The sequence below is a fragment of the Phocaeicola plebeius genome, from assembly GCF_003437535.1.
In the GTDB taxonomy this organism is placed as follows: Bacteria; Bacteroidota; Bacteroidia; order Bacteroidales; family Bacteroidaceae; genus Phocaeicola; species Phocaeicola plebeius_A.
The window spans coordinates 89,403-110,249 of the sequence record NZ_QSQT01000006.1 but is presented as its reverse complement, the minus strand read 5'-3'; the positions used below and the strand labels follow the sequence as shown (position 1 = coordinate 110,249).

General features: G+C 43.6%; 18 protein-coding genes. 5 read left to right on the top strand and 13 right to left on the bottom strand.

What is annotated here, in order from left to right; translation table 11 throughout:
- Positions 1-4 precede the first annotated feature (4 nt).
- Positions 5-1,372: a restriction endonuclease subunit S gene (locus DXD04_RS04545; RefSeq protein WP_117671260.1), complete on the top strand. Its 1,368-nt coding sequence runs from the start codon at positions 5-7 to the stop codon at positions 1,370-1,372.
- On the opposite strand, the gene DXD04_RS04540 is transcribed toward DXD04_RS04545, so the two are convergent.
- Complete coding sequence (locus tag DXD04_RS04540) at positions 1,367-1,792, bottom strand: restriction endonuclease subunit S (RefSeq protein ID WP_259295992.1); 426 nt, start codon at positions 1,790-1,792, stop codon at positions 1,367-1,369. The two genes, DXD04_RS04545 and DXD04_RS04540, sit on opposite strands and share 6 nt — an antisense overlap.
- Positions 1,793-1,900: 108 nt before the next feature.
- Between DXD04_RS04540 and DXD04_RS04535 the strand changes: the two genes are divergently transcribed.
- Positions 1,901-2,704: a tyrosine-type recombinase/integrase gene (locus DXD04_RS04535; RefSeq protein ID WP_117671256.1), complete on the top strand. Its 804-nt coding sequence runs from the start codon at positions 1,901-1,903 to the stop codon at positions 2,702-2,704.
- A gap of 21 nt (positions 2,705-2,725) precedes the next feature.
- Here the strand turns inward: DXD04_RS04535 and DXD04_RS04530 are convergent, their stop codons facing one another.
- From DXD04_RS04530 to DXD04_RS04515, 4 genes are all read right to left on the bottom strand, one after another.
- Entirely contained in the window at positions 2,726-3,895 is a 1,170-nt protein-coding gene (locus DXD04_RS04530; RefSeq protein WP_409034797.1) for a restriction endonuclease subunit S, read from the bottom strand.
- Positions 3,896-4,197: 302 nt separating this feature from the next.
- The gene (gene recA / locus DXD04_RS04525; protein WP_007562763.1) at positions 4,198-5,247 is read right to left on the bottom strand and encodes a recombinase RecA; all 1,050 of its coding nucleotides are present in this window, start codon (positions 5,245-5,247) and stop codon (positions 4,198-4,200) included.
- A gap of 3 nt (positions 5,248-5,250) precedes the next feature.
- A complete protein-coding gene (gene bcp / locus DXD04_RS04520; RefSeq protein WP_007562761.1) occupies positions 5,251-5,700 on the bottom strand; it encodes a thioredoxin-dependent thiol peroxidase in 450 nt (149 codons plus the stop codon).
- Positions 5,701-5,794: 94 nt separating this feature from the next.
- Entirely contained in the window at positions 5,795-6,988 is a 1,194-nt protein-coding gene (locus tag DXD04_RS04515) for a saccharopine dehydrogenase family protein (RefSeq protein ID WP_007562759.1), read from the bottom strand.
- Between the two features lie 176 nt (positions 6,989-7,164).
- Between DXD04_RS04515 and DXD04_RS04510 the strand changes: the two genes are divergently transcribed.
- The 3 genes from DXD04_RS04510 (at position 7,165) to DXD04_RS04500 (ending at position 9,573) form a co-directional block, all read left to right on the top strand.
- Positions 7,165-7,962: an META domain-containing protein gene (locus DXD04_RS04510; RefSeq protein ID WP_178269992.1), complete on the top strand. Its 798-nt coding sequence runs from the start codon at positions 7,165-7,167 to the stop codon at positions 7,960-7,962.
- A gap of 19 nt (positions 7,963-7,981) precedes the next feature.
- A complete protein-coding gene (purT, locus tag DXD04_RS04505; RefSeq protein WP_259299516.1) occupies positions 7,982-9,208 on the top strand; it encodes a formate-dependent phosphoribosylglycinamide formyltransferase in 1,227 nt (408 codons plus the stop codon).
- 113 nt (positions 9,209-9,321) lie between these two features.
- A complete protein-coding gene (locus DXD04_RS04500; protein ID WP_117671247.1) occupies positions 9,322-9,573 on the top strand; it encodes a cyclomaltodextrinase C-terminal domain-containing protein in 252 nt (83 codons plus the stop codon).
- Between the two features lie 57 nt (positions 9,574-9,630).
- Here DXD04_RS04500 and DXD04_RS04495 read toward each other — a convergent pair whose 3' ends face one another.
- The 8 genes from DXD04_RS04495 to DXD04_RS04460 all read right to left on the bottom strand — a co-directional run bounded on the left by DXD04_RS04495 (position 9,631) and on the right by DXD04_RS04460 (position 20,788).
- On the bottom strand, positions 9,631-11,235 hold the full coding sequence (locus tag DXD04_RS04495) for an MFS transporter (RefSeq protein WP_178269993.1): 1,605 nt from the start codon (positions 11,233-11,235) through the stop codon (positions 9,631-9,633).
- Positions 11,232-12,296, bottom strand: coding sequence for an HlyD family secretion protein (locus tag DXD04_RS04490; RefSeq protein WP_117671245.1), 1,065 nt, complete (start codon positions 12,294-12,296; stop codon positions 11,232-11,234). Before DXD04_RS04490 ends, DXD04_RS04495 begins: the two co-directional genes overlap by 4 nt.
- Before the next feature lie 21 nt (positions 12,297-12,317).
- A complete protein-coding gene (locus DXD04_RS04485) occupies positions 12,318-13,640 on the bottom strand; it encodes a TolC family protein (RefSeq protein ID WP_117671243.1) in 1,323 nt (440 codons plus the stop codon).
- The gene (locus DXD04_RS04480) at positions 13,621-14,061 is read right to left on the bottom strand and encodes a MarR family winged helix-turn-helix transcriptional regulator (protein WP_007562743.1); all 441 of its coding nucleotides are present in this window, start codon (positions 14,059-14,061) and stop codon (positions 13,621-13,623) included. The genes DXD04_RS04485 and DXD04_RS04480 overlap by 20 nt, the downstream gene beginning before the upstream one ends.
- Positions 14,062-14,304: 243 nt before the next feature.
- Positions 14,305-16,200, bottom strand: coding sequence for a RecQ family ATP-dependent DNA helicase (locus tag DXD04_RS04475; RefSeq protein ID WP_117671241.1), 1,896 nt, complete (start codon positions 16,198-16,200; stop codon positions 14,305-14,307).
- A gap of 6 nt (positions 16,201-16,206) precedes the next feature.
- On the bottom strand, positions 16,207-17,928 hold the full coding sequence (recJ, locus tag DXD04_RS04470; RefSeq protein ID WP_007562737.1) for a single-stranded-DNA-specific exonuclease RecJ: 1,722 nt from the start codon (positions 17,926-17,928) through the stop codon (positions 16,207-16,209).
- Positions 17,929-18,162: 234 nt separating this feature from the next.
- Entirely contained in the window at positions 18,163-19,356 is a 1,194-nt protein-coding gene (locus tag DXD04_RS04465) for a C1 family peptidase (protein ID WP_022053188.1), read from the bottom strand.
- 40 nt (positions 19,357-19,396) lie between these two features.
- Complete coding sequence (locus DXD04_RS04460) at positions 19,397-20,788, bottom strand: aminopeptidase P family protein (RefSeq protein ID WP_117671239.1); 1,392 nt, start codon at positions 20,786-20,788, stop codon at positions 19,397-19,399.
- Positions 20,789-20,847 lie beyond the last annotated feature (59 nt).

Here is a 20,847-nt window from a genome sequence, read left to right as displayed (position 1 = left end):
CGAAATGGATACAAAGAAATTACGTCAAAAAATATTAGATCTCGCCATTCGTGGTAAACTTGTTCCTCAAGATCCGAATGACGAACCTGCATCTGTATTGCTTGAACGCATTAAAGCAGAGAAGGAACGTTTGATAAAAGAGGGAAAAATAAAGCGTAGTAAAAAAACAGCTAAAACTTCCGATACGCCCCATTATGAGAACGTATCATTTGAGATGCCCAATAATTGGGTATGGACGACAGTAGATGAATTATGTGATGTTGTTAGAGGAGGATCTCCACGTCCTGCAGGAGATGAAAAATATTATAATGGAGCAATTCCTTTTTTAAAAGTAGCAGATTTAACTAAAGATGATGAGATATATGTATATAAAGCAGAATATACAATAAAAGAGGCCGGCCTGAAAAAAACTAGATTGGTTAATGAAGGAACATTATTATTGACAAATAGTGGAGCAACTTTAGGCGTACCTAAAATTACTACTTTTTCAACGACTTTTAACGATGGTATTGCTGCTTTTCTTTATATAAATAAAGAAATACAGCTGTATTTATATTGGTTTCTTAAATCAAAGACAGATAGTTTTAGAAAAATAGACCAAGGTGCAGCCCAACCAAATCTTAATACAGATTTAATAAAATCGATACCAATTCCTTTACCACCTCTTACAGAGCAAAAACGGATAATAAAAGAAATAAAACGGTGGTTTTCTCTCATTAACCAAATAGACCAAAATAAATCAGACTTACAGACAATCATCAAGCAAGCCAAAAGCAAGATACTAGACCTTGCCATTCATGGTAAACTCGTACCACAAGATCCAAATGACGAACCCGCATCAGAACTGCTCAAGCGCATCAATCCGAGTACTAAAATTACTTGTGATAACGCGCATTATACGCAGTTACCTAAAGGATGGGCTATTTGTAGACTTGAGCAAATTACTGATTATGAACAACCAACGGATTATATCGTAGAATCTACGGATTATGATACTTCTTATTCAACTCCTGTTTTGACGGCTGGTAAGTCTTTTATAATTGGCTATACTAATGAAACGACAGGTATATATTCAAATCTTCCTTGTATAATATTTGATGATTTTACAACAGATTCAAAACTGGTTAATTTCCCTTTCAAGGTAAAATCATCGGCAATGAAAATACTTAAAGTAAATCAAAATGTTGAGATTGATTATGTAGCAATCTTTATGAGCATAACAAGATTAATAGGTGACACTCATAAACGATATTGGATTTCTGAATATTCTAAATTAGAGATACCAATACCACCCCAAAAAGAGCAAAAACGAATTGTTTTTGCCGTTCACAGTATCTTTGCTAAATTAGATATGATAATGGAGAGTTTATAAATTCTCCATTATCATATCTAGAAACATAAACGCTTTATTTATAGAATCTACTATCCTTTGTTGCTCCTTATAGGGTGGTATAGAAACTTTGATTTCTTTAAACAGCTTCTTGTTTAAATGAGGAATGGCAGAGCCAATCTTGTTCTCTCGCAATAATTTTCTATAAAAGTTGATAACTTGTAACAAATATTCTGTATTCATATTTTCGTTGATAGACAACTGTTTGAAAGTGCTACCTTGATAACCTTCGATTGGAGTTCTGAATACCTCACCAGAGTTCTCCCCATCAACTAAAATTAAAAGAGAATTTGCAGGTATAAATTTGCCTGAAGTTAAAGTCTTCGGTTCTCGTTCACCACGCAAATATTTGACATCAAGATTTATTCGTTCTATGCCATTTTGTTTATTGCCATCAATCAAAGAACATAGTATTTGCATGGGGGCAACTAACCATCCTTTAGGTAACTGCGTATAATGCGCGATACGTTTTTTTATATTATTATCATATTCATTTTAAATCAATGTAGTATGGTAACAAAATTCAAAAATCATTTAGCAAGAACTAATCTTGCTAGAAACACTATTAACTCGTATGTGTGGACTATAGAGTATTTTCTCAACCATTATGGGGAAGTGAACAAAAGGAACCTTTTAGCATACAAGGGGTATTTAGTCGAAAACTTCAAACCTCAAACTGTCAATCTTCGTTTGCAGGGAATTAACAAGTATCTGGAGTTTACAAAGCAAGAAAAATTGAAAGTGAAGTTTGTAAAGGTACAACAGAAAAATTTTTTGGAAAACGTAATCAGTGATGCAGATTATAAATTTCTCAAAGCCAGACTTAAGACAGATGGTTATGATGAATGGTATTTTATAGTGTGGTTTATGGCTGCTACCGGAGCACGAGTTAGTGAATTGCTCCATATCAAAGCGGAACATATCGGTGTAGGTTATCTTGACCTATATAGTAAAGGTGGAAAGATTCGTAGGTTATATATACCTAAGACTCTACGAACAGAGGCAGATAAATGGTTAAAAGGCCAAGGCTTAACATCTGGATATATCTTTCTAAATCGTTTTGGGCAGCGTATTACCACTCGTGGTATAGCATCACAACTCAAACATTTTGCAGAAAAATATGGAATGAACAAAGAAGTGGTTTACCCTCATTCATTCCGTCATCGTTTTGCCAAAAACTTTCTTGACCGTTTCAATGATCTCGCTCTACTTGCCGACCTTATGGGGCATGAAAGTATTGAAACAACCCGCATTTATCTTCGCCGTACAGCAAGTGAACAGCAAAAAATTGTAGATAAGGTAGTAAATTGGTAAAATTACTTTAGAAGCGTGTTTTCACGCTTCTAAGGCTTTTTGGATATTATCAAAATAAGAATATAATTCTTCTATCTTTTGAACGATGCGTTTTTGTTCCATAAGAGGTGGAAGTAGAAACTGAAGTTCACATATAATTTTTGAACTTATATTAGGCTGTGCTCCTCCATATGCTAACTTAAGGATTTTTTCAATTTGTGAGAACATATAATAATTCCTATATTCTGGTAGTAATACATTTTTCTTAATCTTTAAATTTCCTACTCGCTGATTTAGGTATGCTATATTCTCATTTTCGTAAACTCCCATTTTTCCTGTTGTAGCTCCAGACAATGCTATAAGTAAATCTCCATTTTTAACTATAAATCTATCATCTACCTCTTTTTTAACAAAGACACATCCATTCAAATTAATAGTATTATCTGAAATATTGGAGATTCTTACTAATGGTATACCTTGTTGTTTATAATCATCGCTGCTAAATGCATAACCATTCTCCAACGCACAAATCTCACCTAATTTACACATAATCCATCCTGTAGGAACTTTAAACGTATAATGCGCGTTATCACAAGTAATTTTAGCACTCGGATTGATGCGCTTGAGCAGTTCTGATGCGGGTTCGTCATTCGGGTCTTGAGGCACAAGTTTGCCGTGTATCGCCAAATCAAGTATCTTGCTTTTAGTCTTTTTAATAATAAATTGTAAATCGGTTTTATTTTGTTCAATTTCATCAATAAAAGCAAACCAGCGCTCTATTTCTATTATTATCCTTTCTTGCTCAGGAAGCGGTGGTAGAGGAATAGCTGTATTGACAATTATTTCTTTCGAGATATTGGGTTGTGCTCCCCCACCTCCTTTTGCTATAAATATATCCCTATGAGATAAAAGAAAATAAAATAGGTAGTATTGAGTTATTGCATAATATTCAATACAGGCGCAACATGCTTGGTTTGTTGTTGCAGGGAAGGTGAGTATTCCCAATTTTCCTATTGTTGCCCCATACATAGCCATAAGAACACTTCCTGTAGGATTTATTTTAGCTGAAGAATTTGTAACTGCTTCTTCTGTAATACCTTCTGGAATATTAGTAATTAAACCATCATTTAAATCACCAGTTTTAAGCCATGGAATATTTCCACCATAATAAGATTTATTGGAACGGCTTGGTGTTCCACCTGATTGCCAAATACCAATATTCCCTAAAGTTGTCCATACCCAATTCTCCGGAATTTCAAACGGTACGTTCTCATAATGGGGCGTATCGGAAGTTTTTATTAGGTGTAGTGTTGATAAATGTTATTGAAATGTAAAAAATGAGTTTGATATTTTGAATCATTCGGGTAAGTTTATTATAAATTAAAGAATCTCTTTTGTAGCATTTTTTTATATTGTATTCAAACTTATAGGCGATATTGATGCCACAAAAAAACGGATTCACCCGCTGAAATCCAGCACGGTGAATCCGTTTTCTATATAGATAAAGAATAAGTTTATTCCTTGTCTTTCAATGCGTCAAAAATCAGTTTTTCCAGTTCGTCGGCCAGTTCCGGATTATCCTGGATGCACTGTTTGGCCGCATCACGTCCTTGACCTAATTTGGTGTCGTTGTAGCTGTACCATGAACCACTCTTCTTGATGATGCCTAATTCAGCTCCCAAGTCGATAATTTCACCGCTGCGAGAGATACCTTCACCGAACATGATGTCGAATTCGGCTTTGCGGAAAGGAGGAGCTACCTTGTTCTTTACAACTTTGACACGTACCTGGTTACCGATGACTTCTTCGCCGTCTTTCAGCTGAGTAGCGCGACGGATGTCCAGACGGACAGAAGCATAGAACTTCAGGGCGTTACCACCAGTGGTAGTTTCGGGGTTACCGAACATCACACCGATCTTCTCACGCAACTGGTTGATGAAGATACAAGTGGTGTTGGTCTTGCTGATGGCAGAAGTCAGCTTACGCAGTGCCTGTGACATCAGGCGGGCTTGCAAGCCTACCTTGTTGTCGCCCATGTCGCCTTCGATTTCAGCTTTCGGGGTAAGGGCAGCTACAGAGTCGATGACAATGATGTCGATGGCCGATGAACGGATCAGCTGTTCGGCGATTTCCAGCGCCTGTTCACCGTTGTCGGGCTGTGAAATCCACAAGTTGTCGATGTCCACTCCTAACTTGGCAGCATAGAAACGGTCGAATGCATGCTCAGCATCGATGAAAGCAGCGATACCGCCTGCTCTCTGTGCTTCAGCAATGGCATGAATGGCCAGTGTGGTCTTACCAGATGATTCCGGACCGTAGATTTCGATGATACGTCCTTTCGGATAACCGCCTACACCGAGTGCGGCGTTCAAGGCGATAGAACCGGTCGGGATGACTTCTACTTCCTGCACGTGGTCGTCGCCCATTTTCATGATAGAGCCTTTTCCAAAGCTCTTTTCAATCTTGTCCATGGCGGCCTGCAGGGCTTTCAGCTTTTCGCTGTTATTGGGTTTCGGGGCATTTTCAATGCCACCTTCAAACTCTAATTCGTCTTTTTTTGCCATAAATTACTGTAAGATTTGTGAGGCATGATCTTTGGTCTTTACTTCTTTAGGAGAAATAATCCGTTCGATAATGCCTTCTTCGTTAATGATGAAAGTGGTACGGAAGGTACCCATGTATTTGCGTCCGTACATGCTTTTTTCTCCCCATACACCGAAAGTCTCTACCAGCTTGTGTTCCGTATCGGCAATCAGTGTGAACGGAAGCTGGTTCTTTTCGATGAATTTCTGGTGTGACTTCTCGTCGTTGATGCTGACGCCGATTACTTCGTAACCCGCTTGCTTGAGTTCGGCATAGTTGTCGCGAAGGTTGCAAGCCTGTGCCGTACAGCCGGAAGTCATGTCTTTAGGGTAAAAATAGAGTACGATTTTTTTGCCTGCATAATTGCTCAGGCGGATTTCTTCACCTTTTTCGTTGATTCCCAGTATTTCGGGAGCTTTGTCTCCAATATTCATATCGTAAGGGAAATTTTTAGAAAAAAAGAATCAGGAACGAAGAATGAGTACTCCTTCTTCATTCTTGATTCTTTTTATGGTTAAGGTAATGTGATTACAGTTCCAGGTCACCGTCGAATACTTCATGCCAAGGCAATCCGTATTTGTTCAAAGCTTCCATGAATGGATCCGGATCGAATTCTTCTACATTCCATACACCCGGACGCTTCCACAAGCCTTTCAGGAACATCATGGCACCAATCATGGCCGGTACACCGGTGGTGTAGCTTACGCCCTGCATGCCTGTTTCCTGATAAGCTGCCTGGTGAGAGCAGTTGTTGTATACATAATAAGTATGTTCTTTTCCGTCTTTGATACCACGGATACGGCAACCGATTGAAGTTTCGCCTTCGTAGTTTTCGCCAAGGTCTTGCGGGTTAGGCAGCACGGCTTTCAGGAACTGCAAAGGAACGATTTCCATACCGTTGTAGTTGATAGGTTCGATGCTGGCCATACCGATGTTCTGGATTACACGCAAGTGAGTCAGGTATTCCTGTCCGAAAGTCATCCAGAAACGGGCACGCTTGATGGTCGGGAAATTCTTGACAAGTGATTCCAGTTCTTCGTGATACAGAAGATAAGAATCACGCGGACCGATGTTAGGATAAGTCAGGTCTTTGTGGAATTCCAGCGGCTGGGTAGTAACCCATTGTCCGTTTTCGTAATAACGTCCGTTCTGTGTGATTTCGCGGATGTTGATTTCCGGATTGAAGTTGGTAGCGAAAGCCTTGTGGTGATTTCCGGCATTGCAGTCTACGATGTCCAGGTAGTGGATTTCATCGAAATGATGTTTTGCTGCGTATGCGGTGTATACTCCACTTACTCCCGGGTCGAATCCGCAGCCCAGAATGGCAGTCAGTCCGGCATCTTCAAAGCGTTTTTTGTATGCCCACTGCCAGCTGTATTCAAAGTGTGCCTCGTCTTTAGGCTCGTAGTTTGCTGTATCCAGGTAGTTCACTCCCGCCTGAAGACACGCTTCCATAATCGTTAAATCCTGGTAGGGAAGTGCTACGTTAATAACGATTTCGGGTTTAAAACTGTTGAATAAAGACACAAGTTCATCCACATTGTCGGCATCTACCTTAGCGGTCTTGATGTTGGGGTTACCAATTGCTTTGACAATTGCGTCGCATTTTGACTGTGTGCGGCTGGCAATCATGATTTCAGAAAAGACTTCCGGATGCTGAGCCACTTTGTGTGCAACAACGGTACCTACACCGCCTGCACCGATAATCAATACTTTACTCATTTATTACTTTGAAACTTTAAATGCCCGGTAAACGTTACCGTTCAGTATGCAAAGATAGAAAATAATTCAAAATATGGTGCAGTATTCTGGGGATATACGTATTTTTGTAAATGAACAATTCTTAAAAATGGATTGTTTGTGAATTTGTGATTAAGATTAAAAAGGAAAAACAAGTTATGAATAAGAAGTATTTTGCAGCTGCAGCTTTGGCTTGCGCACTGATGAGTTGTGGAACCGGAAAGAATTCGGTAGCAGTAGTAGACTTTACAGGGGAATGGAATATTGTAGAAGTGAACGGAGAAAAGGTGAGTGCGGAAAATGCACCATTCTTGGGCTTTGACAAGGACGGACACCGTTTATATGGTAATGCTGGATGCAATCGCCTGATGGGAAGCTTTGAGTTGGATACCCTGAATGCCGGAAAAGTGAAATTTGGTCAGGTGGCTGCTACCCGGATGATGTGTCCGGATATGACGTTGGAGCAGAATGTGCTGGAAGCATTGAATAAAGTGGCTGGATATGAAACAGTAGGTGAAGATGTAGCACTGAACGATGCGGAAGGTAAACCGGTAATATTGTTGCAGAAGCGTGAAGTGGCAGAAGTATCTGTAAACGACCTGAATGGTGCCTGGGAAATTGTTTCTGTAAAAGGTAATCCTGTGAGGGAAGTGGAAAAACAGCCGCAATTGGTTTTTAATGTAGCTGAAAAAAGAGTACACGGTAATGCCAGTTGCAATACGATAAACGGTTCTTTCACACAGGAAGAAGGACAGGCTGCTTCTCTCCGTTTCAGTCAGATGATTTCTACCATGATGGCATGCCCGAACATGGATGTGGAGTCTTCTATCTTGAAAGCTTTGGATGAAGTACGTAGCTTTGAAATCAAGGCAGACGGAACCGTAAGCCTTTTGGGAGCAGACGGAGCAGAAGTATTGTCATTGAAGAAGCTGGCCGAAACAGAAGCTGAAGCTTGATAAATCTGCCGGCTGTAGTATAAGGTCCGAGGAAAAATATTATCTTTGCAGAAAGAAGCATAAACCTTATAATAATATGACTAAAAAAATACTTTTGTTGGGTTCCGGGGAACTCGGAAAGGAATTTACCATTGCTGCCCAGCGTTTGGGACAGTATGTAATTGCGTGTGACTCTTATGCTGGTGCACCGGCTATGCAGGTGGCAGATGCATGCGAGGTATTCAGTATGTTGGATGGAGAAGCTTTGGACCGTGTGGTAGAAAAGTATCGTCCGGATATAATTGTTCCTGAAATAGAAGCAATTCGTACTGAACGGCTTTATCACCTGGAAAAAGAAGGTATACAGGTTGTACCAAGTGCCCGTGCGGTGAATTTTACGATGAACCGTAAGGCTATCCGTGATTTGGCAGCGAAGGAACTGGGACTGAAGACGGCAAAGTATTTTTACGCTTCTTCTTATGAAGAACTGAAGGAAGCTGCCGGAAAGATTGGCTATCCTTGTGTCATCAAGCCGTTGATGTCTTCTTCAGGTAAGGGACAGTCTGTTGCCAAGAGTGAGGAAGACTTAAAGTATTCTTGGGAATACGGATGCAGCGGAAGCCGTGGGGATATTAAGGAACTCATTGTAGAAGAGTTCATTCACTTTGACAGTGAGATTACCCTGCTGACCGTGACACAGAAGAATGGTCCTACCTTGTTCTGTCCTCCTATCGGACACGTTCAGAAAGGTGGTGACTACCGTGAAAGTTTCCAGCCGGCTCATATCGCACCGGAACATCTGGCTGAGGCTCAGCAAATGGCAGAGAAGGTGACTCGTGCTTTGACGGGCTATGGCTTGTGGGGAGTAGAATTCTTCCTGAGCCACGAAAACGGAGTTTATTTCTCTGAGTTGTCTCCTCGTCCACACGATACAGGAATGGTTACACTGGCCAATACACAAAACTTGAACGAGTTTGAGCTGCATTTATATGCAGTGTTGGGACTCCCGATTCCAGGTATTACACAGGAACATATCGGAGCTAGTGCCGTAATTCTTTCTCCTGTTTCCAGCCAAAAGGCACCGCAGTATAGAGGAGAGGAACTTGTTTGCTCTCAGCCTAATACTTATCTCCGTATTTTCGGAAAACCTGCTACCCGCTTGAATCGTCGTATGGGAGTGGTGGTTTGCTATGACAAGAATGACGGTGATTTGGATGCACTGCGTGATAAGTGTAAGTCACTGGCTGCCAAGGTAGAAGTATATTGAGAATTGATTTATGTCATGAAAATTGCATAAATAAACGAAAAACTTCATTGCTATGTTTTAGAAATATGTTTTAAATACATATATTTGCGCTCGCAAAATTAAACTAAACATAAATGGCAGAAAACAAAACAGTGAAGTATCATATTCCTCACAGAGGGATATATATGTATTCTCATGTATACGAAGGAAAAACTGAAATGATTGTGCTGAATAGCACTGGTTCAGAACAAATTCTGGATAGTGAGTGCTATACTGTCTTAACTAAGGATTCTAAAGAAGGTAGAGATGTTTCGAGCGGGAAAAAGATTGACTTGACAAAGAATTTGGTAATTTCTCCTCGTAAATCATTGATTATTGAATTCTGAGAAATGTTTATAAATAAGGAGACTGTCGTGATGCTGAATCGGACAGTCTCCTTGTTTTTATACCATATCGTCTCCTGCTTTGGTGTATTTCACGCGAATTGTCTTATGGAACGGTATGAAACGTGAAACAATGGCTATGACCAGTGAGATGACAAACAGATAGCCTAATATGTGCTTGAGCGAAAGCAGAAGGCTTTGCTGCTGTAGAGTGGCATAGAGTGTCTGGGTAGCCATTTGTGTAGCTTCTGTATATTCGTGCCCTTGTGCCAGATGCTGTGTGAGGGACTGATTGAACTGGCTGGCAGCCAACGGGTCGGTCTGACTGATTGTTTCGGATAGGGAGTACATGTATTTTTGTTCCAGCCGATAGAGGGTATTGCTGTAAAAAGAGGTCGCCAGAATGGGGGCTAGTACTGAACGGAAGCAAATCAGGAAAAAGGCATTGGCCAGCAGGAATTTAGGATTCAGCTCCTCTACGGCGAACAGGGCAAAGGCTATGATGAGTACCAGCATGCCTAATCCTCTTAAGAATACAGGAAGAAAAAGCATCTCGTATGTGCTTTCAGGAGAAACCGTGAAATACAATATTCCGAAAAAGGCTGCAAAGCAACTCATGCCTCCGGCTATCAGAAAGCGGAAACGCCAGCGCTGCCAGCGGAACCACCAGAAGCAGATGAATGCTCCCAATGCATATCCCGGCAACAGATAGATGTAAAGCTGGTACGTGTGTGTACTGTCCACCTTCAGAATGCTGGTCATATAATTGGTCAGCAGGGTGGTGGAGGTACTGAAAAACATGACCAGCATCATGTAGAAGTAACCTACGATGGCTTTTGGCTGGTACAATGGAGCTAGGCTTACATACGGCTGCTTGGAGTGATATTGTTTCCAGATGAAGAACGCAATTAAGATGGGAGCGATGACCAGATAGATCCGGATCTTAAAGGAAGACGTCCAGTCGAGTACTTTCCCATAGTTGATGACGTACATCAGCATCAGCAATCCGGTGGCAATGACAAGCATTTCCCGAATGTGCAGTTCCGAAAGTCGGATGGGTTTAAGCGGACGGTTATGACGGAAACAGACGATGACAATCAGGATGGATGCCATGAGCATCATCATCATGAAGTAATACATGTATTGCCAGTTGTAGTGATAGGCCAGCTCAGCGGTCACAATCATGGACACTTGTCCTCCGGCAAATACTAACGGGTAGAAATAGGAGTAGAACTCACTTCGTACATTTTTCGGGCTGAAAATCTTAGTCGCTCTTCGGATGAACCAAAGCATGAGAAATCCTTTCAGAAAGCCGATAAAGAAACTGCAGATGATGACCAGGTCAATGTTTTGCGAACGGGCACATACCCAGCTGAGCAGGAACTGTATGCTCAGGTCGGTCAGTAGCAGAAACTTGGACGAAAGGGCATCAAGTACCTTGGGTACAATGGGGTAGGCTATGGCCATCCCGGCAGAAGCGGCATAGTATCCCATGGTGATGTCTTCTGTATTGGTTCCCAGTGTACTGGATACTTCGAGCATACTGCCGGTGTAGGAGCCGTTCAGCATGGTTACGGGAAGGATGATGAAGAAGATACATATCATCCCCAACCAGTCGGGAACCCATTGACGTACGGGGACGTCGAGTTGTTTCATGGTCATCATTTGCGTAAGGCTTCAGTTTCTACCATCATTCCGGCTCTCAGACTGCTCATTTCTTCCGGAGTTATGTCTTTCAGGTCAATTCTTACGGGGATACGTTGCTGTACTTTGACAAAGTTTCCGGCAGAATTGTCGGTAGGAACCAGCGAATATTTGGAGCCGGTGGCTTCCGAAATGGCCGTTACAGTGCCGTGAAAGACTTTTCCAGGGAGGGCGTCTACCTTGATGCGTACTTCTTGTCCGATGTAAATGTGGATAATCTGTGTTTCCTTGTAATTGGCTGTCACCCATTTATCCGTATTCCGAACTAGATACGAGATGGTTTGTCCTGCCTGTACATATTGACCGGGTTCCAGGGTTCGGCGTCCCATATAACCGTCATACGGAGCTGTCAGTACGGTATATGACAAATTAAGACGGGTCAAATCCAGGCTGGCTTCCTTGCTCAAGATGGCTGCTTCTGCGCTGGTGGTTCGTCGGGTAGTTTCCGTGAACTGCGATTGAGCCGCTTTTCGCTGTTCTAACAATGCCTGATAGCGGGCCTGGGCTGCTTCGTAAGACGCTTTGGCCTGCTCATACTGCTGTTCGGGCACAGATTCCTCTTTGAGCAGTCTGGCAAAACGGCGGTAGTCCTGCTCCAGCTGCCACAATTTGGCTTTCGCTTCGGCAATATTGGCATCTTGCACGGCGATGTTGGTTTGTGAAGTCTCTATGCCGGAATGAAGTACCTCTTTGGAACCTTTTACATCCAGCAGGGCAGCTTCCGCCTCTTTCACCTTTATCTGATACTCACGGTTGTCCAGTATCAGCAGTGTATCTCCCTGGTGTACATACTGATGTTCTTTGAAGCGTACTTCCTTGATGTAGCCGGAGGCACGGATGTTCAGCGGACTTACGTACTGGTCAATAAAGGCGTCGTTCGTAATTTCATAATGAATGTATTTCCAAAAGTAATTGGCCACCCATATCAGTCCGGAGCCGGCAATCAGAATACATAGAAAGTTGAGCAGGATGTTCTGCAGTCTTCTTTTCCGGAGTTTCTTGTGTGTATCTTGTAGCGTCATATTCTTTATAGTTTAGTGAAGTTATAATCTTCCGCAAGCTTTTTGCAGCTGGTAGTAGGTGTAAATGATTCTGGTGCGCGAAGAAGTCAACTGTAGCTCGGCATTGAGCAACACGGAGTTGGCATCCAGCAGGTCGGTGAGTATGGCCAGCTGGTTCATGTAACGGTTTTGCATGATGCGGTAGTTTTCCTGTGCCTGGCAGACCGACAATTCCCAGGCTTCTTCTTCCTGCAAGGCTTCCTTGTGGCGCAGGATGGCGTTGTAAATATCCATCTGCAGCTGTTGTTTTTTCAGTTCTTCTTCTTTTTTCTGTACGGCAACCTGAAGCTGGCTTTCCTTGATTTTGTGTCCGTTCTTGAATAAGGAAGAGAGCGGATACGACACGGAAAGTCCGATGTTCCAGTTATTGTTGTATAAGTCGGTCATGGTACGCGTAATGGGGCGGGCCAGGGTGTTCGACGCATACAGGTTGATGTTCGGCCTGCGTGAGGCACGGTCTATCTCTATCTGGTTCTGGGCCAGTTCGGTTTCCTTGCGTAGCAGTTGCATGTCTGGTGCCAGCTCGTAGGCTGACAGGAGGTAGTCGTCGTAGCTGTCCAGCGGAGTAGCTTGCTGAAGCAGTGTCGTGTCGGGCGTAATAATCGGGTTACGGTCGTTTCCTAACAACAGGTTTAGTTGTTGCGACACGATGTGAATGCTGTTTTCCGTTTCCTGCAAAGACAGCCGGTCATTGGTCAGTTGCATTTCGCTGCGCAATACGTCATTGTTGGTGATAAGTCCCTCTTTCTTCATTTGACGTATATCTTGCAGGCGACGTTCGGATTCTTCGATGTTACGGGTAAGTACAAGATGCTGTTTGAATAAGGTGAAAAGCGTCAGGTACTGGTTGAGTAATCCCAATTTGATGTCGGCCTGATTCGTCATCCGTTGCAGTCTGGCTATTTCGGTTTCAATGTCTGCCTTCTGGATGGAACGGCGGATTTTTCCTCCCTGATAAAGCGGCTGGTTAAAGTCGACCGTATAATTCTGCGACCAGTCCGGAGTATCAGGGTAGGTGGGGTTGGAAAGCCCGTTCTGAAAGACCACGGGCTGACCGATGATGCCTCCTTTCAGCCCTATTTCCAAATCAGGAAGCAGGCCGGTTTTGGCATACAATTTCCGTTCATAAGCCATTCTTTCTTTCAGGCTGTCACTCTGCAATTGCAGGCTGCTTTTGATGCCCGATTCGAACAGTTGTTCGACCGACAAGAATAAAGAGTCCTGCTGTGCCTGTGCGGAAACAGCCCAAAACAGACTACCTGTAAAAATCAGTTTTCGTATGATGTTAGAAACCTTCAAGGACATTTTGTACTGTTTTTAATTCAGATAATATCTTTGCCGTTCGTTCGGTAGACAATATTTCTTCTGCATTGGCGTATACCAGATTAAGAATCGGGCGAATCTGGACTTTAAGTGCTTCCCCTTCAGGAGTGAGGTACACCAGTTTGTTGCGTCGGTCGTTCGTATCCTCTTTCCGGTAGACATATCCCTTCTTTTCCAGGTTGTTCATCAGATTGGTCAGGCAGGCTTTGTCCTTGGCTGTACGTTCAGCCAGTGCCTGTTGGGTAATGCCCTGTTCATGCCAGAGACTGCTTAAAACTTGAAGCATTTCGAAGGTGATGCCAGCATTATTATCTTTTAGGGTGCGTTGCATGGCGCGTCGAAAGGCCATGCGAGTGCGGAAAATTTGTATCATGAGTTCCCGGAACTCGTTTCCTTCTTTCATTTTATGAGGTGATTTTTTAGTTATCCGGCTACAAATATAGCTCCTTTTTTTTGAAGTAGTAAAATATTTGACTATTTTGTAGGGAGAAACCTGTGCTTTCATTTGAAAGCGGAGGGGGAAATTCTCAGTACTTCCGAAGGAGTACTCCAGTACTTTCAAGGAAGTACTCGAATACTTTCGGGGAAGTACTTCAGTACTGCCTAAGAAGTACTGAAAAGTAACAATAGGTTTATAATGAGTGTGTTAGAATTTCAGGTAACCGTTCTCTTGCCGGATGATTTCCTCGGAAACTAAGTAGGATACCACTTTAATCAGGTGGTTTTCAGTTACTTGCATTTTGTCCTTTATCTCTTGCAACGAAAGCGGATTTTCTTTCAGTAATGCTTGCAATTGCTGACTGATGGCTTCAAACTCTCCCGACTTTAGGCCGGACTGATGTTGCTGCAGGCATACGTCACATTGCCCGCAATTGTGCTCGTTCTTTTCACCGAAATAGCGTAACAGCATCCGGCTTCGGCAGCGGTTCTCGCTTTCTGCATATTCTATCATGGCGTTGATACGCTGCACATAGCTTTCTTTTCTGTCTTCGTAGACTTCCTTACTTAAATAAACGCGTTCCGTTTCTTGTCTTTCGCGCGTATAGATAATGTAAGGTGTCTTTTTTGCGGGGATATAATGCAGGATATGCTGCCGGCTCAGCGAGAGCAGGGTTTCATAGATTTGTTGTTTGCTCAGTCCCGAACGGGTCGACAGATTGTCTTCACTGAAATAAGCATAGTCCGTGAAAAGCCCGGTGTAGGTTCTCAGTAGGATACGAAGCAGTTTCTCTGTGTCTTCGCTTTGTTCGCGGATGCGGTACAGTTCTTCCTTGGTGATGGTGAACATGATGCGCGAAGCATTATCTTGCTCATCGGTATATTCCAGATAGCCTGCGCGAGTCAGGATTTTCAAGGCACTGTCGGTCTGTACGGGAAAGTGCCTGAAGTTACGGCAGAATTCATCGATATTGAACGCGAAGGTGCAGCCTCTTCCGTCTCCCATGGCCATTTGGTAATAGAAGTTGATGTCTTCGTAAATTTTTCGGATATAACTTTTCTCGGGAAATGTATCGCTTACCCGCTGTTTGAGTGTGATTTTATCGCGGGCACAGAACAGCAGTACGGCATAGGCTTTCATGCCGTCTCTTCCAGCTCGTCCGGCTTCCTGAAAGTAGGCTTCGGGCGAGTCGGGCACATCGGCATGGATAACCACGCGTACGTCTGGTTTGTCAATTCCCATACCAAAGGCATTGGTGGCTACCATTACACGGAATTCTCCTTTCAGCCAGGCTTTTTGTCGGGAATCTTTGGTCTCGTCGTTGAGTCCGGCATGATAAAAAGTGGCTGTGATGTGGTTGCGGTTCAGGAACTGGGAAATCTCTTTCGTCTTTTTCCGGTTGCGGGTATAGACAATTCCCGACCCGTCGACGCGTTGCAGGATGTGGAGCAGTTCGCTTTCCTTGTCTTCCGTATGACGTACCACGTAGGCCAGGTTCTTCCGTTCAAAGCTCATGCGGAACACATTTTCCTGGCGGAACTGAAGGCGTTGCTGGATGTCGCTGACCACTTCCGGAGTGGCAGTGGCCGTCAGTGCGATGACGGGAACTTCCGGGAGTAGCTGACGTATATCCGCTATTTTCAGGTAAGCAGGGCGGAAGTCGTATCCCCATTGCGAGATGCAGTGTGACTCATCCACGGTGATGAGGCTGACGTGCATGCTGCGGAGTTTGATTTGAAAGATTTCGGTGTCCAGTCTTTCCGGAGATACATAAAGGAATTTGTAGTTGCCGAAGATGCAGTTCTCCAATGCGATGACAATCTCTTCGCGCGTCATGCCGGAATAGATGGCGGTTGCTTTGATGCCCCGTTCGCGCAGGTTTCTCACCTGGTCTTTCATCAGGGCAATCAGAGGGGTAATGACCAGGCATAACCCTTCTTGGGCGAGGGCGGGCACTTGAAAGGTGATGGATTTACCACCTCCTGTGGGCATGAGTCCCAATGTGTCCCGGCCTTCGCCTATGCTGCGGATAATGTCTTCCTGTATGCCTCGGAAATTGTCATATCCCCAGTATTGTTTCAGGATTTTTCGGTAGTCAGTCATGAGTCGCTAACTTCGACTGGGCTTGATGTCTTCTATCTGTAGTTGGATTTCTCCCCGCTTATGGGTATTTTCCTCAATGGTATAACAGATATTGAACGACTGTTTGGTCTTGATGTAACGCACCTGTGAACTTTGTCCGAAAGCGATACCGTTCATGACGTTGTTCGACTTGTTGTCCACCAGTTCCAGTTTGATGTGTTCCTGGTCTCTTCCTACCACCTTGCTGGTACCATAATCGTACACATTCAAGGTTGCGAAAACAGGCTTGTGGTTCTCTGGACCAAATGGGTTGAACTTCTTCAGGTCGAAGAAAAACTTCGGAGTAATGTCTCTGAAGTCCAGTTGTGCATCAATCTGGATGGTAGCGTTGGTCTGCTCCGGAAGAATGTGGTTGGTTACGTATTCTTCAAACCGTCTGGTAAATTCCGGCACATTTTCCACCTTCATGGATAAACCGGCCGCATAGGTATGCCCGCCAAAATTCTCCAGTAGGTCACGGCAATGTTCTATGGCTTTGTATACATCGAAGCCGGAAACAGAACGTGCTGATCCCGTAGCCAGGTTCTCGGTACGTGTCAAGACCACGGCAGGACGGTAGTAGATTTCCGTCAGACGCGAAGCGACAATTCCGATGACTCCCTTGTGCCAGTCCTCATTGAAAATCACGATAGATCTTCTTTCAGACAAGTCGGACAGGTTATCCACGATTTTATTGGCCTCTTCTGTCATGTTCTTGTCGAGGTCCTTACGCGTTTCGTTGTAGCTGTTGATGCGGTTGCTCTTTTTCAATGCAGACGCAAAATCCTTTTCAATCAGCAAGTCGACCGCTTCCTTTCCGTTTTGTATTCTTCCCGAAGCATTGATGCGGGGACCTATCTTGAATACGATGTCACTCATCGTAATTTCTTTTTCAGCCAGTCCGCATACATCAATAATGGCTTTCAGGCCGATGCTGGGATTAGCATTGAGCTGACGCAGTCCGTGATAGGCCAAAATACGGTTTTCTCCCATAATAGGTACAATGTCGGATGCGATGCTGACTGCTACCAAATCGAGCAGGGGAGTAAGCTGATGAAACTCAATGCCGTTGTTCTGGGCAAAAGCTTGCATAAACTTGAATCCTACTCCGCAACCAGACAGGTGTTCGTATGGATACGTAGAATCCGGACGCTTGGCATTCAGAATGGCGGCAGCAGGAGGAAGTACCTCATCGGGTACATGATGGTCGCAGATAATGAAATCGATGCCTTTTTCTTTGGCGTAACTGATTTCTTCTACCGCCTTGATACCACAGTCCAGTACGATGACCAGTTTTACTCCGGTAGAGTAAGCATAGTCGACTCCCTTTTTTGACACACCATACCCTTCATTATATCGGTCGGGGATATAATAATCGATGTTCGAGTAGAACTGTTGAAGAAATTTGAAAACAAGGGCGACAGCCGTAGTGCCGTCCACGTCATAATCTCCATACACCAGGATACGCTCTTTTCGTCCCATGGCCAGGTTTAGGCGTTCCACTGCCACGTCCATGTCGTTCATTAGGAACGGGTCATGGAGGTCATTAAGCTGAGGTCGGAAAAACCGTTTGGCCTCTGCGGCAGAATGGATACCTCTTTCCTGCAGTAGCTTACATAAAATAGGACTGATGCCAATCTCTCTGGAGAGGGCTCTGGCAGCTTCTCTTTCTTGAAGTGTTGGAGGTTGATAGTTCCATTTGTAGTTCATTTATATATGTTTTTTCTTTTTTTTCTTTTCGGGTGGGGGTTCGCCAATCTGCCGGTTGTAAGCCTGTACGACTTTGTTGCAGTAACCAAATCGGCAAAACTTGTAATTGGATAAAATCTTCTTATCCACTTCAATCCGTAAAATTAGTAAAAAGAAAGAAAAAAGCGGCTCATTCCATCTTAAATTTATGGAACGAGCCGCTTTTTATTTATAATTAGTCTATATAATAGGACCTTAGAATCCTAATTTTTTTGCGATGTGTGCAGGGATTGCTTTCTTGTTCACCAGTATGTTCATGGTTTTGTATTTGGCAAAAGCTTTAGATGCATACCAGATACCTTTGTACTTGCCGCTTAATCCCCATGAGTTTTTCACCATGTAGTATTCTTTGCCGTTCTGGTCTTTAGCGATACCGTAGATAAGCATTCCGTGGTCATCGGTAGTTTCCCAGTTGTCGAATGCTACCTGACGCATTTCCTGAGTCACTTCAATTTCAGGAAGCGGTTTGCTGGTCAGTTCCTTGCGCTTGTCTGCTTTGCTCAAGCCCAGCCAGTGTGCCATATCTGAACCAGTCAGTTCGGCTCCTTTTTCTGCATTCGGACATACGGCAATACCGTCGCGGGTAAATCCTTCTTCGCTGACATCAGCTCCCCATGCGAAAGTATATCCGTTGTTGATGGCATTGTCCATCACTTCCATCAGTTCATCGATAGGCAAGTTGTAAGACAATGCGTTGCGCCAGTTGTCCTGTACCTCGATGCTGAAGGTCTGGTAGAAAGGATGATGTGTGTAAGAAGTCAGTGATACATAGTCGTTCATATTCAGTCCAAGCACTTCATCTGCAAATGTTCTCGGAGTGTAAGTCTTTCCTTTGTAGGTAAATTCTTTTGGACATTCTCCCAGGTAAGTATCGTAAATGGCTGTGACGCCTTTTTTCCATACCGGACTCAGTTTGCTCTGATTGCCTTTTCCAATAGCTTGTACGTATGCTCCAGCTACCGCATCCAGCTCATTGTGGTTAGGCAGTGAGTCACCGTATTCGATACCCGGCATTACGTCCTGAGGAACCATACCGTAATTCTTGTAGCAGAAAACGATGTCTTCAAAGCTTCCGCCCGGTGAGAACGAAGCATCTCCGTGATAGCGTACATAATTTACCGCACGGTCTTCCATGGTTTTGTGCACTACAAACATTTCAGAAAGGTCAAACTCTCCTTTTCCTTCACGCAGCAATTCTGATTCCAGAAATCCAAGGCTGGAGAATGACCAGCATGTACTTGAACGATTCTGGTTCTTTATGGAAGTAATAGGGTTTTCTTTTACGGTTGTAAATACGAATCCTTCTTCAGCTTTGTCTTTCTTCGGATTTTTTGCATAGATGTTACCAAAGCAAAGTCCTGCAACAGCTACTAAAATCAGTTTGTTCATTGTTTTGATCTTTATGGTTATAGAGTTAATAAATACGTAATTATTCATTCATGATGGCTTCTACCTCATCAAACGTGATGGGGATACGTTTTTCGCCCAGGAATCTGGATCCGTTTTCGGTAATCAGGATATCATCTTCCAGACGGATACCTCCGAAGTCCTTGTATTTTTCGATTTCATCGAAATTCAAGAAATTGGTGTGTAGTTTTTCTGCCTTCCATTTATCAATCAGGGCTGGAATAAAGTAGCATCCCGGTTCATCGGTAATGACAAAACCCTTCTGGAGTTTTCTTCCCATACGGAGCGAAGCCAGTCCGAACTGAGTGGATGGTTGCACTTCTTCGTCATAACCCACGTAGCACTGGCCTAAGTCTTCCATATCGTGTACGTCCAGTCCCATCATGTGTCCCAATCCGTGCGGCAGGAATAAGGCATGAGCGCCTGCAGCTACAGCTTCATCGGTATTTCCTTTCATCAAGCCCAGTCCTTTCAGCCCTTCTGTAAGTACCTTACATACTTCCAGGTGTACCGACTTGTATGTCACTCCTGGTCGTGCCAGTTCCAGTGCCTTGTCATGGCAGGCAAGTACGATGCCGTAGATGTCACGCTGGCGACCAGTAAATTTTCCTCCTACAGGGATTGTACGGGTATGGTCTGAACAGTAATAATTCATCAGTTCGGCTCCTGCATCCGTCAGCATTAGTCTGCCTTCTTGCAAGATGTGACTGTGGTCGTGATTGTGCAGGGTCTGTCCGTTTTGCGTAAGAATAGTGGCAAATGAAACCATTCGTCCGTAAGATGAAGCGATACCGTCAAGCACTCCGGCTATGTATTGCTCGGATACTCCCGGTTTGCACAGACGCATGGCTGCCGTATGCATTTCATATCCTACGTTGCAGGCCTTGTCGATTTCTGCGATTTCACATTCTTCTTTTACTGAACGCAACGATACGACCGCCTTAATCAGTTCAAGAGAAGCGTGCTGTTTAGTCATGGATGCCCGGATACCTGTCAAATCTTCCAGCAGCATCATATTATCGTAGCGATAGGGAGGGAGGAAGTGGATTTTTCTTCGCTGAGCGATGGCTTTTCCCACTATTTCTTTCAACATATCGAAAGGATAGCTTTTCTCAACTCCCACCTGTGCCGCCAGTTCTTTTACACTGGGTTGCGGGCCCATCCAGATGATGTCGTCCATGTCGACATCATTTCCAAAGAAATAATCTTTGCCATTGTCTATGTCGATGATGCCGGCATAACCCGGGTGTGAATGTCCGAAGAAATAGACAAAAGAACTGTCTTGTCTGAACTTGTATGTGTTGTCGGGGTAGTTGGCCGGTGCTTCATTGTTTCCTAAAATAAGAATGATACCGTTGCTCATCTTTTCCCGCAGCGCTTTCCGACGTTTTTGATAAGTAAGAGAATCAAACATAGTTATTTCTTTTTGATGTAATGTTTGTGAAAATAATGTTGCAAATGTAGTAAATAAAA

What these genes read in the sequence shown, in the direction of transcription:
- DXD04_RS04545 (WP_117671260.1), top strand. Translation starts at nt 5, where the DNA reads ATGGATACAAAGAAATTACGTCAAAAAATATTAGATCTCGCCATTCGT.
- DXD04_RS04515 (WP_007562759.1), bottom strand. Translation starts at nt 6,988, where the DNA reads ATGAGTAAAGTATTGATTATCGGTGCAGGCGGTGTAGGTACCGTTGTT.
- bcp (WP_007562761.1), bottom strand. Translation starts at nt 5,700, where the DNA reads ATGAATATTGGAGACAAAGCTCCCGAAATACTGGGAATCAACGAAAAA.
- DXD04_RS04535 (WP_117671256.1), top strand. Translation starts at nt 1,901, where the DNA reads ATGGTAACAAAATTCAAAAATCATTTAGCAAGAACTAATCTTGCTAGA.
- DXD04_RS04480 (WP_007562743.1), bottom strand. Translation starts at nt 14,061, where the DNA reads ATGAAAGAAGGAAACGAGTTCCGGGAACTCATGATACAAATTTTCCGC.
- DXD04_RS04495 (WP_178269993.1), bottom strand. Translation starts at nt 11,235, where the DNA reads ATGATGACCATGAAACAACTCGACGTCCCCGTACGTCAATGGGTTCCC.
- DXD04_RS04500 (WP_117671247.1), top strand. Translation starts at nt 9,322, where the DNA reads ATGGCAGAAAACAAAACAGTGAAGTATCATATTCCTCACAGAGGGATA.
- recJ (WP_007562737.1), bottom strand. Translation starts at nt 17,928, where the DNA reads ATGAACTACAAATGGAACTATCAACCTCCAACACTTCAAGAAAGAGAA.
- recA (WP_007562763.1), bottom strand. Translation starts at nt 5,247, where the DNA reads ATGGCAAAAAAAGACGAATTAGAGTTTGAAGGTGGCATTGAAAATGCC.
- DXD04_RS04510 (WP_178269992.1), top strand. Translation starts at nt 7,165, where the DNA reads ATGAATAAGAAGTATTTTGCAGCTGCAGCTTTGGCTTGCGCACTGATG.
- DXD04_RS04475 (WP_117671241.1), bottom strand. Translation starts at nt 16,200, where the DNA reads ATGACTGACTACCGAAAAATCCTGAAACAATACTGGGGATATGACAAT.
- DXD04_RS04465 (WP_022053188.1), bottom strand. Translation starts at nt 19,356, where the DNA reads ATGAACAAACTGATTTTAGTAGCTGTTGCAGGACTTTGCTTTGGTAAC.
- DXD04_RS04460 (WP_117671239.1), bottom strand. Translation starts at nt 20,788, where the DNA reads ATGTTTGATTCTCTTACTTATCAAAAACGTCGGAAAGCGCTGCGGGAA.
- DXD04_RS04485 (WP_117671243.1), bottom strand. Translation starts at nt 13,640, where the DNA reads ATGTCCTTGAAGGTTTCTAACATCATACGAAAACTGATTTTTACAGGT.
- DXD04_RS04490 (WP_117671245.1), bottom strand. Translation starts at nt 12,296, where the DNA reads ATGACGCTACAAGATACACACAAGAAACTCCGGAAAAGAAGACTGCAG.